General features: G+C 57.2%; 16 protein-coding genes. 4 read left to right on the top strand and 12 right to left on the bottom strand.

Features of this window, described 5'->3' with window-relative positions:
* Positions 1-32: 32 nt before the first annotated feature.
* Positions 33-776, bottom strand: coding sequence for an outer membrane protein assembly factor BamD (locus OR1_RS10390; RefSeq protein ID WP_041971767.1), 744 nt, complete (start codon positions 774-776; stop codon positions 33-35).
* 299 nt (positions 777-1075) lie between these two features.
* Between OR1_RS10390 and OR1_RS10395 the strand changes: the two genes are divergently transcribed.
* Complete coding sequence (locus OR1_RS10395) at positions 1076-1573, top strand: nitrous oxide reductase accessory protein NosL (RefSeq protein WP_052440377.1); 498 nt, start codon at positions 1076-1078, stop codon at positions 1571-1573.
* An 81-nt stretch (positions 1574-1654) separates the two neighbouring features.
* On the opposite strand, the gene typA is transcribed toward OR1_RS10395, so the two are convergent.
* The 4 genes from typA to OR1_RS10415 all read right to left on the bottom strand — a co-directional run bounded on the left by typA (position 1655) and on the right by OR1_RS10415 (position 6009).
* Positions 1655-3454, bottom strand: coding sequence for a translational GTPase TypA (gene typA / locus OR1_RS10400; protein WP_041971768.1), 1800 nt, complete (start codon positions 3452-3454; stop codon positions 1655-1657).
* A gap of 122 nt (positions 3455-3576) precedes the next feature.
* Positions 3577-4443 carry a TIGR02757 family protein gene (locus OR1_RS10405; protein ID WP_041971769.1) on the bottom strand — a complete coding sequence of 289 codons (867 nt, stop codon included), beginning with the start codon at positions 4441-4443 and terminating at the stop codon, positions 3577-3579.
* Positions 4444-4578: 135 nt separating this feature from the next.
* A complete protein-coding gene (locus tag OR1_RS10410; RefSeq protein WP_041971770.1) occupies positions 4579-5328 on the bottom strand; it encodes a DUF1566 domain-containing protein in 750 nt (249 codons plus the stop codon).
* A gap of 12 nt (positions 5329-5340) precedes the next feature.
* The gene (locus tag OR1_RS10415; RefSeq protein WP_160295238.1) at positions 5341-6009 is read right to left on the bottom strand and encodes an O-antigen ligase; all 669 of its coding nucleotides are present in this window, start codon (positions 6007-6009) and stop codon (positions 5341-5343) included.
* A 48-nt stretch (positions 6010-6057) separates the two neighbouring features.
* Between OR1_RS10415 and OR1_RS21570 the strand changes: the two genes are divergently transcribed.
* Positions 6058-6495 carry a hypothetical protein gene (locus OR1_RS21570; protein ID WP_082002903.1) on the top strand — a complete coding sequence of 146 codons (438 nt, stop codon included), beginning with the start codon at positions 6058-6060 and terminating at the stop codon, positions 6493-6495.
* 340 nt (positions 6496-6835) lie between these two features.
* Here OR1_RS21570 and OR1_RS10425 read toward each other — a convergent pair whose 3' ends face one another.
* Complete coding sequence (locus OR1_RS10425; RefSeq protein WP_041971773.1) at positions 6836-8434, bottom strand: methyl-accepting chemotaxis protein; 1599 nt, start codon at positions 8432-8434, stop codon at positions 6836-6838.
* 273 nt (positions 8435-8707) lie between these two features.
* Between OR1_RS10425 and OR1_RS10430 the strand changes: the two genes are divergently transcribed.
* Positions 8708-8950 carry a hypothetical protein gene (locus OR1_RS10430; RefSeq protein WP_041971774.1) on the top strand — a complete coding sequence of 81 codons (243 nt, stop codon included), beginning with the start codon at positions 8708-8710 and terminating at the stop codon, positions 8948-8950.
* Positions 8951-9224: 274 nt separating this feature from the next.
* Here the strand turns inward: OR1_RS10430 and dtd are convergent, their stop codons facing one another.
* The 5 genes from dtd to dapF form a co-directional block, all read right to left on the bottom strand.
* Positions 9225-9671: a D-aminoacyl-tRNA deacylase gene (gene dtd / locus OR1_RS10435; RefSeq protein WP_041971775.1), complete on the bottom strand. Its 447-nt coding sequence runs from the start codon at positions 9669-9671 to the stop codon at positions 9225-9227.
* Entirely contained in the window at positions 9668-10186 is a 519-nt protein-coding gene (locus tag OR1_RS10440) for an O-acetyl-ADP-ribose deacetylase (RefSeq protein WP_041971777.1), read from the bottom strand. The genes dtd and OR1_RS10440 overlap by 4 nt, the downstream gene beginning before the upstream one ends.
* A 10-nt stretch (positions 10187-10196) precedes the next feature.
* Positions 10197-11057: a deoxyribonuclease IV gene (locus OR1_RS10445; protein WP_041971778.1), complete on the bottom strand. Its 861-nt coding sequence runs from the start codon at positions 11055-11057 to the stop codon at positions 10197-10199.
* A gap of 2 nt (positions 11058-11059) precedes the next feature.
* Positions 11060-11473: an HIT family protein gene (locus tag OR1_RS10450; RefSeq protein WP_041971780.1), complete on the bottom strand. Its 414-nt coding sequence runs from the start codon at positions 11471-11473 to the stop codon at positions 11060-11062.
* 71 nt (positions 11474-11544) lie between these two features.
* Positions 11545-12384, bottom strand: a complete 840-nt coding sequence (gene dapF / locus OR1_RS10455; RefSeq protein WP_041971781.1) for a diaminopimelate epimerase — start codon at positions 12382-12384, stop codon at positions 11545-11547.
* A gap of 231 nt (positions 12385-12615) precedes the next feature.
* On the opposite strand from dapF, the gene OR1_RS10460 reads away from it, so the two are divergent.
* The gene (locus tag OR1_RS10460; protein WP_041971782.1) at positions 12616-13413 is read left to right on the top strand and encodes a substrate-binding domain-containing protein; all 798 of its coding nucleotides are present in this window, start codon (positions 12616-12618) and stop codon (positions 13411-13413) included.
* Positions 13414-13459: 46 nt separating this feature from the next.
* Here OR1_RS10460 and OR1_RS10465 read toward each other — a convergent pair whose 3' ends face one another.
* Positions 13460-14455 (bottom strand): YafY family protein, encoded by a 996-nt coding sequence (locus OR1_RS10465; protein ID WP_041971784.1) that lies wholly within the window; start codon positions 14453-14455, stop codon positions 13460-13462.
* Positions 14456-14539 lie beyond the last annotated feature (84 nt).

Genomic DNA, 14539 nt, shown 5'->3' on the forward strand with positions numbered 1-14539 from the left:
ATCTTCCCTCCCCGGTATTAAACCGGAATCACTCAGTAATTTTTTTCCATGAACTTTTTTGCGTCTCCCACAAAAGGGCTTGCCGGGTATTCCGTTGCCAGCCTGTTGAACGCTTCGCGCCCCTTGGCCTTATCTCCGGACATAAGGTAAGATTGCCCGAGGTAGAGCAAGGCCTCATCATCGGCCGCTTTACCGGGGAATTTGGCCAGGGCGCCTTCAAGCCGTTTGATTGCCGCAGCATACTTTCCGGTCCGCATGTAAAACCTGCCGACATATATCTCGTGACGAAGCTGAACCGTAACCGCCTCATCGAGCTTTTGCCGCACCTCTTTGGCCAGGTCGGAAGTTGGGTAAGTTTCGAGGAATGAATTGAACAGGTGCACTGCATTGCTTACAGAGGTCTGGTCCGTATCGATGCCTGTTATCTGCTGGAAATTGCACATCCCGAGTCGATACAGCGCATAAGCCGCCTTTTCGTGGTTCGGGTGGAGCTTCCGGAAATTCTCGTATTCGGCGGCGGCTTCGATGAAATTGCCGTTGTTGTACATTGCGTCCGCAATGTTCAATTCCGCCTTGGTCGTCAGCTCCGGCGAGATATAGCTATCCTTGACCTTTTTCCAGAGGGCGATGGCCTGTTCGTAGTTCTTTTCCGTATAAGCCTGTTCCCCATCTTTGAAATACTCCGTAGCGCTTTTTACCGCGGATGAAGTGGAGGAGCAGCCCGCAATGGCCAGTAAGAGCGCCGGCAACAGCGCGATTTTTATTTTTATATTCATAGTTTCTCCAGGCTCTTATTCCGTCGACAACTTAGAGGATTTGGCCAGGATTGTCAACGGCAAGCAGTTGAGGAACGGTCAAGCAACAGGATGGCATATTCTTTGTAAACTTTAACTGAAAGCGGGGCCAGACCCGCATCTTTCCGGCCTTTGCCTCTGATTCTGTCGCGAATGCCGACTACCGGCGATCCGGTTGTCAAAAATATTTACCATGGTTAAGAGACATGCCACGCATTTTCGATGGAGCAGGGCAGATCCAACGGGATCAATTGCAGTAAAACTTGAAGGAGGATTAAGCGATGAAAAAGATCTGGATGGGGTGCCTGCTGTTTTTTTCTCTCTGTGCTGCCGGAATCGCCGCTGACAAGGTCGAAGCCCCGGATGACTGCAAGCATTGCGGCATGGACCGAACCATGTTCAGCCAGAGCCGGATGCTGGTGACCTATACCGACGGCAGCAGCGTCGGCACCTGCAGCATCAACTGCGTGGCAACCGAGATGAAGAGCGTTCCCGGCGCACAGGTGCAGTCAATCCAGGTGGCTGATTACGACAGCAGGGCCTTGACCGATGCGAGAAGCGCGACCTGGGTGATCGGCGGCGACAAGCAAGGGGTCATGACCAGCGTTGCCAAATGGGCGTTTGCGAATAGGCAGGGAGCCCTGGATTTTATCAAGGGGCATGGCGGCAAGGTCGCGACGTACGAGGAAGCCTTGAAAATTACCGAGAATGAACAGGCGGAACTGGATCAGCCGCAAGGCTCCCATGAGCATATGGGACATGGCGGACACCAGATGTAACGACCACCGGGCCCAATAAAAAGGCCGCATCCTGCCAAGCGGGATGCGGCCTTTTTTCGTCAACGCGGTGCTGATTCCGGGCTAGTTCTTGCGCTTCCTCTTGGTCGGTTCCAGCTCCTTTTTGCGGAGCCGGATCGACTTCGGCGTTACCTCCACCAGTTCATCGTCGTCGATGAACTCCAGCGCCTGCTCCAGGGTCAGGATGCGGGGAGGAGCAAGCTTGAGGGCGTCGTCGGTGCCTGAGGCGCGGACGTTGGTCAGTTTCTTACCTTTGCATGGGTTAACGTCCAGATCGTTGTCCTTGGCGTGCTGGCCGATAATCATGCCGCCGTAGACCTCGATTCCGGGGCCGAGGAACAGGATCCCCCGCGGCTGGAGCCCGTCCAGGGAATAGCCGGTGGTCTCGCCGTTCTCCATGGCGATGAGCACGCCGTTTTTCCTGCCCGGGATCTCCCCCTTGTAAGGGGCGTAGTCGTGGAAGGTATGGGTCATAACCGCGGTGCCGCGGGTATCGGTCAGCACTTCGCTCCGCAGGCCGATCAGCCCGCGGGCCGGGATGACAAACTCAAGGCGAATGAACTCGCCCATCGGCTGCATCGAGGTCATCTCCCCTTTGCGCGGCCCCATCTTCTCGATGATCGCGCCCTGAAACTCGCTCGGCACATCCACCACCAGGTATTCCATCGGCTCCAGCTTCTTGCCGTTCACCTCGCGGAAAATGACCTCAGGCTTGGAAACCGCCATCTCGAACCCTTCGCGCCGCATGTTTTCGATCAGGATGGAGAGGTGCAGTTCACCACGGCCCGAGACCTTGAAGGTATCGGCGTTGTCAGTGTCTTCGACCCGCAGCGAGACGTTGGTGCGGAGTTCCTTATCCAGCCGCTCGCGGATGTTGCGGGAGGTAACCATCTTCCCTTCCCGACCGGCAAACGGGGAGTTGTTGACGATGAAGTTCATGCTGATGGTCGGTTCGTCAATGGCGACGTAGGGGAGCGCCTCGGGTGCGTCCGCACTGGCCAGGGTCTCGCCGATGCCGACGTCATCGAATCCGGCAATGGTGACGATGTCGCCGGTTACCGCCTCAGGGATCTCCACCTGCTTCAGCCCTTCGTAACCGAGCAGCTTGCTGATCCGCCCCTTGCTGATAACTCCGTCCTGCTTGATCAGGGCCAGGGTTTCACCGGTCTTGACCTTGCCGCTGTAGATCTTGCCGGTGGCGATCCGGCCGATGTAGTCGTTGTAGTCGATATTGGTTACCAGCAGCTGGAACGGCGCCTTGGCATCACCCTTGGGCGGGTGAACATTGCTCTCCACCACGGCAAAGAGCGGCTCCATGCTCGTTGAATCCGAGGACATGTCCAGCTTGGCATACCCCATTTTGGCACTGGTGTAAACGATCGGGAAATCGAGCTGTTCGTCGTTGGCGTTCAGTTCGCAGAACAGGTCAAAGACCATGTCCACCACCTCATCGGGGCGCGCCCCGGGGCGGTCGATCTTATTGATGACCACGATCGGCTTCAACCCCAGGTCAAGGGACTTCTTGAGCACGAAACGGGTCTGCGGCATCGGACCGTCCAGGGCGTCCACAAGCAGCAGCACCGAGTCGACCATGGTGAGCACCCGCTCCACCTCGCCGCCGAAGTCGGCGTGGCCGGGGGTATCGACGATATTGATCTTGTAGCGGCCATGATGGACCGACAGGTTCTTGGAGAGGATGGTGATCCCCCGCTCCTTTTCCAGATCATTGGAATCCATCACCCGTTCAGTGATCGCCTCGTTTTCCCGGAATACTCCGGCATGCTTCAGCATGGCATCGACCAGGGTGGTCTTGCCGTGGTCAACGTGGGCGATGATGGCGATGTTGCGAATCAGTTCTTGCATTACTCATTTCTCCCGGGAAATCCCTGTTTCATTCAATTCCGCTGCTTTGACAAAAAAAAGAGACGGGCTGTTGCCCGTCCGAAAAACATAACTTTATGACACTAACTGCCGAAAAAGGCAAGTTAATTTTTCACAATACCGCTGCAGACCCCGGCGATGTCGCAGCTCAGGCAGGCGTTTCGGCCGCTTTTTCCGCAACCCTCCGATATCCCCAGGTGGCAGACGGAAAAGTCGTATTTCACCGGGTCGGCCGGATCCAGGGCCGCAAGCGCGGCAGTGATCTCCTGTGCGGCCTTCCAGTCGGCCTGCTTTCTCCGGGTAAACCCCAAATACTGCCCGATCCGCTGGATATGGGCATCCACCGGGATGATGAGCCGTTCCGGCGACAATCCTGTCCATAACCCAAGGTCGATGCCGTCGGCCGGCCGCACCATCCAGCGCAAATACATGCAAAGCCGCTTGCAGGCGCTGCCGCCTGCGGGTGATGGGAAAAAGAACGGAAAGTACGAATCTTTGAAAATCCCGGCCGGGCCGAACAGCGGCGAGAAATCCATGGCCAGGACCCGGCCGGAAAACGAGGCGATCCCGGGGCCGATATCGCCGCTCTGCGGATCGAAACCTTTGAGGAAATAGCTCTCGATCGAGCCGGTCTCGGCCAGCATCTGCCGGATGGCCAGCAACAGGGCACAGAGATCGCGGCCATCGTTGAACCGGTGCTTGAACCCGCTGAATAGCCGGGCATCCCGCTCCGGCTCGAACTGCTCCACGAACCGGCGCGGAGCGGGGCCGATGACCGAAAAGATCCGTTCCAGGTTTCTCAGGATGATCTTGACGTTGCCATAGGCAAACGACGCAGCGATGAGGCCGACAACTTCCCGGTCAGCCGGGCCGGGGTAGCGGTGGCAGAACGAGAGCGGATCGTTGGCTAGATGGGCCAGGGAGCGGGCTTCGTATAGGCGATCGAGGATGTCTTTAAGCGTTCGGTTCACGGTTTGTGGTCTCGAATTGAAAAGTAAACCGGGTTCATGTATCCGATCCGGGCGAGTATAGGCGATGTGGCAACCGGCCCTTGGTACAACGCGACATGGCCCGGCCATTGCCGGGACCCGAGCCGGCAGCGGCTGTCATTTCCTTCTTATGGGCCAGACGCAAAAGACAGATGTCTTGTCGGCCAGCCACTTGTCGCCACTTCCCATATCGATAGCCCAGGCTCTGGTACCGTCATTGGTATCGACCGTGGACGACCAATAGGAACAATACGATCCCACATTGCTGAAACCAGACGAATTGAGCCAACCGCCGCTTGGCGGCCGTCCGGATTCGGCCAGGCTAGAAAATTCATCGATGGCAGGGACCCGCCAGTCATTGAACCCGCATAGACCGGCACCGTTGTTCAGCGCGGTGATAAAGTCGAGCCCACCCTGCCAGGTGCGCTGGCTGTCGGGAAGGTTGCCGTCATTTGCCCACATGAAACCGGTCTGGTTGTCGACGACGCAGTCGCCTTCCACCGTAAAACGACCGGCCTGCTGTTGGGTGGCAGTGGACGGTTCGCTCTCCCGGCCGGTCTGGAAAGGTTCAGTCGGTTCTGCCGGAGTAGTGCCGTAGCCGTCCTGTCCGGCCGGTGCGGGCCGGTCGAACCCGCCCTGGATCTGGTTATTGTATTGTTCCGTGCCATGTAACTGTTCGGACCCAGACGGGGTAATGCCCGCATCCTGCCCGGATCGCTGAGAATCGCCGGAGCGGGCCGGGGCGGGATAGTTCCCCTGCGCCTTCAGGTCAGTCGCCCATTCCGGCCACAAAATCGATAAGGCTCCGGATGCCAAGGCGAACAGCATGACAGTGCCGGTCTTCAGGTGACGCAGTATACTATTCATAGATTCCTCTCACTATGTCCATTTTTCGAGACGCACCAGGTGCGAGATTACTCCTGCCAACATAAACAACACGATTACGACCCATTGGCGCAGAAAGGTAAGCTCGATTGTGGCGGCCAGACAAAATCCGGCCAAAGCCGCACAAGCCCCATAGCCAAGAATCCTCGTTTCATCCGAGACCGACATCATCAGTTTCCTCGCCCCTAAAAACCCATTAACCAGCACCAGTGAGAGGGCGGCAAACCCTGCCAGACCTCGTTCGGCCAATACTTCGAGATAGAGATTATGCGGCCAGGGAACGGCCCGGGGATCGGCGATCAGCCCTGGCGGCAGAGCCGCTTTCCTGAGGTATTCCGCATAAAATGACCCGAACGTGCGGGGCCCCTGCCCCACAACCGGCGCATCCAATAGCATGTCCCAAGCGCACAACCAGAACGGGAGCCGTGCCGTGCTGTTCCAGCCATGAGTGGCGGACCGCTCCACGAGCCTGAATCCGGTGGCAGCGTCGGCCAGCAACATAATGCCGAGTGCGACAATGCCATATGCTACGAGTAATTTCGGCCGGAACAGCAAGAAAAACAGCCCGTGGCAAAAAGCATCGTCACCGCTGCCCCCCGGCTTTGAAACAGGCTCGGGATGACCAGGCACAAAAGCAGGGAAATCACCGGCACCACCCCGCAAACCCCCTTCGGCCGGTAAAAATAAGCGGCTAACGACAGAGGGCTTAAAATGGCAAGGAATACCACGTCATTTTTCACCACCAGTATCGGGCTTCCCGTCCTCGTCACCCAGTTGAAAGGATCACCGCCCCAGTTGCCGAGGCAAGCCCACAACAACTCGGCGGCCAGCGCCAGAGCGACTGCGGAACAGGTGAGAGACAAAAGATATATATCAGTTGTGCCGTCAACATGGCTGGATACCAGGAAAAACAGGAGAATGCCGGGTAAGATGGAGGTACTTGCCCGCAAACTTCCGGCTGTATCGGCAGACAACAGGATTGAGACCCCGCTTGAGACCAGGAAGAGCGCTACTGGCAGGATCAGCGGTATCGATGTCAATTGCTTCGCGTGGCGATGCGACACTGCCGCTGCTGCCGAGCAGAAGGCCAACGCAGACAGAAACGGGTCGAACGTAAAGGTATACGGCAGAGTAAACCCTGTCAGATAGATACAGGACCCGATGATACCCCAAGACGGGATGATACCGGGGTGCCGGGACATATGTTCTCCTTGCGCACTCGTTGCAGGTGTACGCCCGGTATTGCGCGTGAGCTTATGAGGTTACGGGAATCCTGCCCAGTCGCAGTAGTTAGACAGAGTAAAACAAACTACTGATTGAAGGCAAGGATAAGATCAAAGATTTGCCGATGTGGAAAAACGTTTTCTCCTGAATAGGCTGGAGTAGAGACACTCCTACTTTTGAGGAGTGTCTCTGCTTACTGAGGGAAATTTCCGGGGTCAGTCATTGCAATGAGATTGCACCTCCGCCCCCACAGGGTTATTGTGAATCAGGCCGCCTTGAACTGCCCCACCAGCGTCTGCAAGCTGCCGGCAAGGCAGGCCAGTCGCGACGATGCCTCCGCAGACTCCTGGGCACCGCTTGCAGTGCGATAGACCACCTCGGTTACCTTCTGGATGCTGCTGCTGATCTCGTTTGTCGTAATTGTCTGTTGCTCGGCTGCCGTGGCAATCTGCCCCACCTGGAGACTCACAGCATTAATTTCTTCCAGGATCTCCTGAAGCGCTTGGCCGGAGCTGGCAGCCTCGGCGCTCCCCTGCTGAACCTCACGAACCCCTTCCTCCATGATCGCCACTGCACCTTTGGTCTCGGTCTGAATCCCTCTGATCATCGCGCTGATCTCCCTGGTGGCCTTGGTGGTCCGTTCGGAAAGCGCCCGCACCTCGTCGGCGACCACCGCAAACCCTCGTCCCTGCTCGCCTGCCCTGGCCGCTTCTATGGCAGCGTTGAGCGCCAACAGGTTGGTCTGTTCGGCGATATCCTCTATAGTGCCGATTATGGCCCCGATCTGGTCGCTTCGCTCGCCGAGCGCCTCCACGGTCTTAGAGGTGGCTTGAACCTTTTCCTCGATCCGCTGCATTACTGCCACGGTCTGTCCCACGACTGCGGTCCCGGTATTGGTGGCATTATCAGCCCGCTTACCCCCTTCCGCTGCCATCATACAGTTCTGGGCGATTTCGCCGGCCGTGGCAGCCATCTCCTCGCTGGCCGTGGCAACGGTCACGGTCTGCATAGCTACCTGTTCCGCATCGCCGGCGATCCGCTCCGCCGTGGAGTTGAGCTGGCTCGCGGCAGTGGCCACTTCATGGGCGTTTGCCGCAACCTGCGCTATGGCGCTCCCCACATCACCGAGCATCTTGTTGAGCGAGCCTGAAAGCATGCCGATCTCGTCTCGGCCCGTGCATCTGACCCGTACCGACAGATCACCGGTGGCGGCATTTGCCAGCACATCGCTCATGTGGTTAATCGGGGCACAGATCCTGTTTGCAAAGAGGGTAGCGGCAATCAGACCCAACAGTATGAGGAGAGCCGCGATAGCTATGATTTGCCAGGTAAGCCGGTTGATCACACTCATGAATTCGATCTTCTTCACCCCTACATAAAGGACACCGATGGTCTCCCCCTGCGGGTTTTTTATCGGGTCATAGGCAGTGAAATACGGTTCGCCCAGGATCTTGGTCTCCCCTCGGTACGGCTTTCCCTCCTTGAAAATCGCATCATAGGCCGGTCCCTGGAGCTTGGTGCCGATAGCCCTGGAACCATCCTTTTTCATGACATTGGTAGACACCCGCTCATCCCTCATGAAAACAGTGGCAGTTCCGCCACAGAGCTCCTTCAACTTGTCCGGGAGCTCAAAATTACCGTTTACCGCGTAATCTCCAGCCATCAATGTGCCGTTCTCAATCCTGAACTGCTGCCCTTTGGCCCGAAGCAGCTCCCAGAAGGTCTTGATCCGGCTCTCCTGCGATACTGTTGCCCGACGCTCAGCATCTTTCCTGAACTGAACCAGGGAAACAGCTGCACAGATCGAGACGACAAGGGTGATGGTGACAATGTTGAAAGAAATGAATTTTGTCTTCAGCTTCATACCCCCTCCGCATATTCATGACCATTAATTAACAATTCCTTTTTTCGGAAGCTAACCACGTTTCTTTAGAAAAATTATCGGATATAGAATTTCGGAGGTAATACAAGAGGTTATTAGTGGCTAAAGAGGACAGAGGAGTTATGGTCAGATATGAGGTCCAAGGTCTATGCTGCACATCCTACGCTGAGAGAGCAAAACTTCTGAACTCGGCACTGAAACTTATTAACTTGGTATTGTTTGCCGTTTGGCATATTGTTAATGAATGAGGTGGATATGGACGATTTCAAAATGGCCGTAGATACGAAAGAATTGGTACAGAGAATCAACAGGGTACTTGCAAAAGGACGACGACGCCTTGTGATGTCGCGCAGCGAGAGCGAAAAATCGAATCTGGGCGACTGGTATATCATCAGCACATCGACAAAGGCGGTTACGGATTGGTATAGCGATATCGGCGTTCTGGCTCGCGAAACGAATGTACTGATGCCGCATGAGTATTTCAACAAGGCGGTCTGATCCGGACCGGAGTGGAATCACCCGCCGGGCTCAGGACGGGTGATTTATTGGTTGAAATTGATTTGGTTAATATCACTCCTTAATATACTGACATCAAGCGATATCAGGAATATTGACCTCTTTCCCTTTCATGAATCCTACTACAGTTGATAACCCAGTTTCCAGTCCTCCTGCAGGTGGGAATTCTCCCTAAATCATGTACGGGCTGCCAGGATTCAGGAGCGGAGGTTGTTCCGCTCAGGGTGAGCGTATTGCCGGTCAGACAGGTGCTTGGTCAGCGGGTTTTGGTGTCGAGAATGAACGTCACCGGGCCGTCGTTTACCAGATGCACCTGCATCATGGCCTGAAAAACGCCGGTCTCGACGCGGGTGCCGGTGGCGCGAGCCTTGGCGACAAAGTATTCGTAAAGGCGGTTCCCCTCGTCAGGGGGCGCAGCGGCGATGAACGACGGCCGCCGACCCTTGGTGCAGTCTCCGAGCAGGGTGAACTGGGACACCACCAGCAGCACTCCGCCGACTTCGGCCAGCGCCCGGTTCATCTTCCCGGCCTCATCCTCGAAGATCCGCAGCTCAGTGATCTTCTTCACCAGCAAGTCGGCGTCCCGCTCCGTATCGCCCTGCGCCACACCGAGCAGCACCAGTATGCCGCTGCCGATGGCGCCGGTGACCGCGCCATCCACCTCGACCCGCGCCTCAGTTACCCGCTGGATGACTGCCTTCATCCGAAAACCGCCTTGAATACCTGCTGATACAGTGCGAGCGCCGGAGCGCCGAACGGGGTAAAGATGACCCGTTCCAGTTCGGGGTTGCTTGCCAGCGCTGCTTTCGCTTCTTCAATGGCGATCCGGCACCCCTGGTCCATCGGGTAGCCGTACACCCCGCAGCTGATGGCCGGGAAGGCGATCGATTTCAGGCCGTTTTCATGCGCTACCTCGAAGCAGCGGCGGTAGGCACTCCGGAGCAGTTCCGGCTCACCCTTGGTCCCGCCGTGCCAGACCGGGCCGACAGTGTGGATCACATGCCTGGCTGGAAGCCGGTATCCACTGGTGATCTTGGCGTCGCCGGTCTCGCAGCCGCCGAGCGTGGCGCACTCCTGCACCAATTCCGGCCCGGCAGCCCGGTGGATGGCGCCGTCCACGCCGCCGCCGCCGAGCAGGGTGTTGTTGGCCGCGTTCACGATGGCATCGACGGCAAGCGTCGTAATGTCGGCCTGGATGATCTCGATCTTCTCTTTCATCTACACCTCTTTAGTTCTCCACCAGGCTGCGCAGCAGCCTGAGGTTGACCTCGTCCATATCGGTCCCCAGGTCGTCCTCCTTGGGGGTTTCAAGGATCTTCGGGACGGCAACAAAACGGGGATCGTTCATGATGAACCGGAACGGCTCCACCCCCATGGCGCCCTGGCCGATATGCTCGTGCCGGTCCACCCGGCAGCCGAGCCCCTTTTTCGAGTCGTTGATATGAAAGCAGGCGAGCCGGCCGATGCCGATGATCCGGTCGAACTCGTCCCAGACCTTCAGATAGCTGTCCCGTGAGGTCAGGTCGTAGCCGGCGGCAAAGGTGTGGCAGGTGTCAAAACAGACGGCAAAACGGTCCGGGAAAGCGGACCCGTTGATGATGGCGCCGAGATGCTCGAAGGAATGCCCCAGGTTGGTCCCCTGGCCGGCGGTTGTTTCGAGCAGGATCTTGCCGGAGAATTCCGGAGTATCGGCAATGAGCCTGTCGAACGCCTCAATGATCCGGGCGATGCCGGTCCCTTCGCCGTCACCGACATGGGAGCCGGGGTGCATGACGATCTTGCCGATCCCGAGATCGGCGCAGCGCCGCATCTCTTCGCCGAAACCGGCCAGGCTCTTGTCGCGGGTTTCACCCGGCGGTGCGGCCAGGTTGATGAGATAAATATCGTGGCTTACCGCCTCGTGCATCCCGGAGGCAGCCAGTTTTTCGCGGAACAGGGCAGCGTCCGCAGGCGACGGCATCTTGCCCCGCCACTGGTTGGAGACCTGGGTGAAGACCTGGATAACCCCGCAGCCGGCGGCAGCCCCGCGGTCCACGGCCAGGTGAATCCCTCCGGCAATGGACATGTGCGCGCCGAGAAAGTCGTTCATGGTTACCTCAATTGGTAGCGGATCAGGGCGATCCGGTCGGCGCACTCGGCCGGCGTCAGTTCGACCGGCTGGTGCGATTCGCTCCAGATCGGCCTCGGCCAGAGCGGGTCGGTCGTGAAGCGGGGGACGATGTGCCAGTGCATGTGCGCCACCATGTTGCCGAGCAGCTCATAGTTGATCTTGGCCGGCTGGAATGCCGTGAACAGGGCTTCGGCCACCGCATTCACCTCTTCGATGACCGCAGCTCTGGCGTCCCTGTCCAGATGAAACAGCTCGGTAACATGGGCCTTGGTGAAGACGAAGCAGTAGCCGGGGAAGAACTGGTCGCGGTTGAGCATTACGTAGCACTGCTCAAGCTCCGCAATCCTAATCTCCGGCTCATCGCTCCATTTGGTGCACATCGGGCAGTTGGTCATTTGATTCCCGTAGGGGCAGGTCTTGTGCCTGCCCGAAAAAAGGGGGCACCCACAAGAGGCGCCCCTACAAATCAGATGTCAATTTCCCCGGAAAAGACTTCCGTAGCCGGGCCGGTCATGTAGAGATAACCGTCCTCTGCCCACTCCAGTTCCAGGTCGCCTCCGGAGAGGTGGTTGAGGATCTTCTTGTCGGTCAGACCGTTCAGCGCCCCGGCCACGCAGACCGCGCTGGCACCGGTGCCGCAGGCAAGGGTCTCGCCGGCGCCTCGCTCCCAGGTGCGCTGCCGGACCTCGGAGCGGGAGATGATCTGGACGAACTCCACATTGGTGCGGCGCGGAAAGAGATCGTGGTTTTCGATCAGCGACCCGTACTTTTCCACCTGGAAGCTCTCCACGTCATCGACAAAGATCACGCAGTGCGGATTCCCCATGGATACGGTGGTGATGTTGAAGGTAGTGTGCATGATATTGAGCGGCTGGCCCACGGTCTTGCCGTCCTGCGGATCACCGAGCATCGGGATCTCGACCTTGGTCAGCCGCGGCTTGCCCATGTTGACCCGGACCCGGTCCACCTTGTTGTCGCAGCCAGTGAAGAGTTGCAGGGTGAGGATTCCGGCGCCGGTCTCGGCCGTGATCTCCTTTTTCGTTACAATGCCGTGGTCATAGGAATACTTGGCCACGCAGCGGATGCCGTTGCCGCACATCTCGGATTCCGAACCGTCGGAGTTGAACATCCGCATCCGCACGTCCGCCTTGTCGGAAGGCATGATCAGGATCAGGCCGTCCGAGCCGATTCCGAAATTGCGGTTGCTGACCTTTATTGCGATCTCGGCAGGGTTTTCAACCTGCTCTTCGAAACAGTTGACATAGACATAGTCGTTCCCTGCCCCATGCATCTTGGTAAATCTCATATTTGATAACCTCCTGAAATATGTTGCCGAGTCAACTCTTCATAGCAAAATTGTCGAAACGCAACAAGAAAAAATCGGGATATGCGTGTTGACCGTTTGCGGCGCTCTTTGTTTATGATATGGTGACATTCCGTTTTTCCATGGTAGCATTAAGAAGAATCCGCGGCTATACGATAAGGTTTCAACCCATAAAGAGAATTCGAGTCAAATCCAGAAAAGGGGATCAGGGTCATGATCCGCAGATACTTCACAACGATCGTTACCGCAGCATTTCTGACAGTTCTTGTTGCCTCACCCGCGAGCGCCATACGGCCAAGGCCGCCGGAACTGTTCAAGATTCAAGGCGACTCTCAGTCTCTGGCTGCGGTCATCTTTCCATTAAAAGAGACCTTTCAGAGCGAAAACAAAATGCCACTGCTCATCATCGCCGAACAGTCTGCAGTCAAAGGGCTGGCTGACGTCGATAGTGGTATCGGCGACGCCCTGGTGGTGGCCATGTCTTTCGAGGAATTGAACCGGCTTGCAACCGAGGCCGGCCTGGAAAGACGCAATAAAGCGCTGACCCAGCATTCCGTGCTGCTGCCGGAGGTCGCCTACAATGTGATCGTCAACCCTGCGAACCCGGTCAGCAAGCTTTCTGAAAAAGAGCTGCACCGCATCTTTTCCGGGAAATACAAGGAGTGGGATGATGTGGACGGCCCGAAAGCGCCAGTTGCGGTGGTCTGGGGAGAATGGAGCACCGGCGCCTCATGGATACTCGCTGACAAAATCATGGACGGTGAGCCGATAACAAACATCCGGGTCAAGGCGAAAAGTGTTGCCGATATCGTTGCCAAAGTGGCAAGCGATCCCAATGCCATCGGGATAATCCCGTCCAGCGGGCTCACCAATGCGGTCAAGGCCATCGCCACCCCGGAACTCAAAATTTCCGGGCCAATAATCATGGTGACCGTCGGCTTCCCAACCACCAAGCATTTCCAACTCATCAAGCTCCTCAAGGGAGACGGTCAGCAGCTGATCGGCTACTGATGTGCCGCAAGGCGGAGCCGAAACCTCCGCCTGGGCAATATCTCCGCTAACGGCCATAGATCCCAGACAGACCAGTAACGGCCCGGTGCAGCATGTCGCGCAATTCCACCGGTGCGAGCACCTCCGCATGTTCTCCATACGACAACACCCAGGAAGCGATTTCCAGCTTCCCGCCGGCAGAAAAGGTCAGCTCTACACCGCCATCTTTCGTGTCCGTAAACTTCTGGCTCGGATGCCAGATCCGCCCTTTGACGCTATCCGCCACCACGGGAGAGAACCGGATCCTTACCGCCATGGCGTCTTCGGCCACGATCCCGAAGGCATCCCGCAACCGCCCTTCCGGCTGATAATCATCGGGCAGTTCGAAGCGTTCTCTTTCCATTGTTACGGAGCTTATCCGTTCCATGGCAAAGGTCCGGAATGCCCCGCGATTATGGGCATAAGCAATCAGGTAAAGCCCCCCTTTGTAAAATGCGAGGGTGTAGGGGTCAACAAGATAGGTGTCGGCATGCTCTCTTCCTGACGCCCGGTAGCTGACCGTCAGACGGTTCTGATGCACGAGCGCGTCCCGCACCTGCTTTATGGTTTCCGCATGGCCGGTGTAGTCGTGCCGCCCCTGGAACAGCGGAATAGCGGCTCCGGCAATCCTCTCCAGATGCGCAGCAAAGCGTGGCGGCAGCACAGATCTGACCTTGCGGAAAATTCCCTCCAGTTCCTCGGCAAACGGGGTCCCGTGAAAAATTTCCGACTGGCTTCTAAGGAAATACATTGTCGCTAATTCCTGAAGCGTGAAGCTCACCGGCGGCACATCCTTGAAACGGGTCAGGAAACGATAGCTCTTCTGACCGTTTTGCCATTCCGACACCAGCGGATAACCGGCCTCATGAATGACATTCATGTCGCGATGGATTGTTCTCCTGGTAACGCCGGTCTCCTCGACAAGCTCCTCTACAGTCATGCCATGACGTGCCTCGATAAGCCTGATTATGTCGTGTACTCGCCCTGCTTGCGAGTATCGCTTTGCCGGTTTTCCCCGCCCCATATTACCCCCTACGCCTAATGACCCGAACATCCGGTCAAATGACAGCAATACCGCGTCACATTGCTACATTCCTCGCAAAGATCG

This window comes from Geobacter sp. OR-1, assembly GCF_000813145.1.
Lineage (GTDB): Bacteria > Desulfobacterota > Desulfuromonadia > Geobacterales > DSM-12255 > Geoanaerobacter.

What these genes read in the sequence shown, in the direction of transcription:
- OR1_RS10390 (WP_041971767.1), bottom strand. Translation starts at nt 776, where the DNA reads ATGAATATAAAAATAAAAATCGCGCTGTTGCCGGCGCTCTTACTGGCC.
- OR1_RS10395 (WP_052440377.1), top strand. Translation starts at nt 1,076, where the DNA reads ATGAAAAAGATCTGGATGGGGTGCCTGCTGTTTTTTTCTCTCTGTGCT.
- typA (WP_041971768.1), bottom strand. Translation starts at nt 3,454, where the DNA reads ATGCAAGAACTGATTCGCAACATCGCCATCATCGCCCACGTTGACCAC.
- OR1_RS10410 (WP_041971770.1), bottom strand. Translation starts at nt 5,328, where the DNA reads ATGAATAGTATACTGCGTCACCTGAAGACCGGCACTGTCATGCTGTTC.
- OR1_RS21570 (WP_082002903.1), top strand. Translation starts at nt 6,058, where the DNA reads ATGGCAAGGAATACCACGTCATTTTTCACCACCAGTATCGGGCTTCCC.
- OR1_RS10425 (WP_041971773.1), bottom strand. Translation starts at nt 8,434, where the DNA reads ATGAAGCTGAAGACAAAATTCATTTCTTTCAACATTGTCACCATCACC.
- OR1_RS10430 (WP_041971774.1), top strand. Translation starts at nt 8,708, where the DNA reads ATGGACGATTTCAAAATGGCCGTAGATACGAAAGAATTGGTACAGAGA.
- dtd (WP_041971775.1), bottom strand. Translation starts at nt 9,671, where the DNA reads ATGAAGGCAGTCATCCAGCGGGTAACTGAGGCGCGGGTCGAGGTGGAT.
- OR1_RS10440 (WP_041971777.1), bottom strand. Translation starts at nt 10,186, where the DNA reads ATGAAAGAGAAGATCGAGATCATCCAGGCCGACATTACGACGCTTGCC.
- OR1_RS10445 (WP_041971778.1), bottom strand. Translation starts at nt 11,057, where the DNA reads ATGAACGACTTTCTCGGCGCGCACATGTCCATTGCCGGAGGGATTCAC.
- OR1_RS10450 (WP_041971780.1), bottom strand. Translation starts at nt 11,473, where the DNA reads ATGACCAACTGCCCGATGTGCACCAAATGGAGCGATGAGCCGGAGATT.
- dapF (WP_041971781.1), bottom strand. Translation starts at nt 12,384, where the DNA reads ATGAGATTTACCAAGATGCATGGGGCAGGGAACGACTATGTCTATGTC.
- OR1_RS10460 (WP_041971782.1), top strand. Translation starts at nt 12,616, where the DNA reads ATGATCCGCAGATACTTCACAACGATCGTTACCGCAGCATTTCTGACA.
- OR1_RS10465 (WP_041971784.1), bottom strand. Translation starts at nt 14,455, where the DNA reads ATGGGGCGGGGAAAACCGGCAAAGCGATACTCGCAAGCAGGGCGAGTA.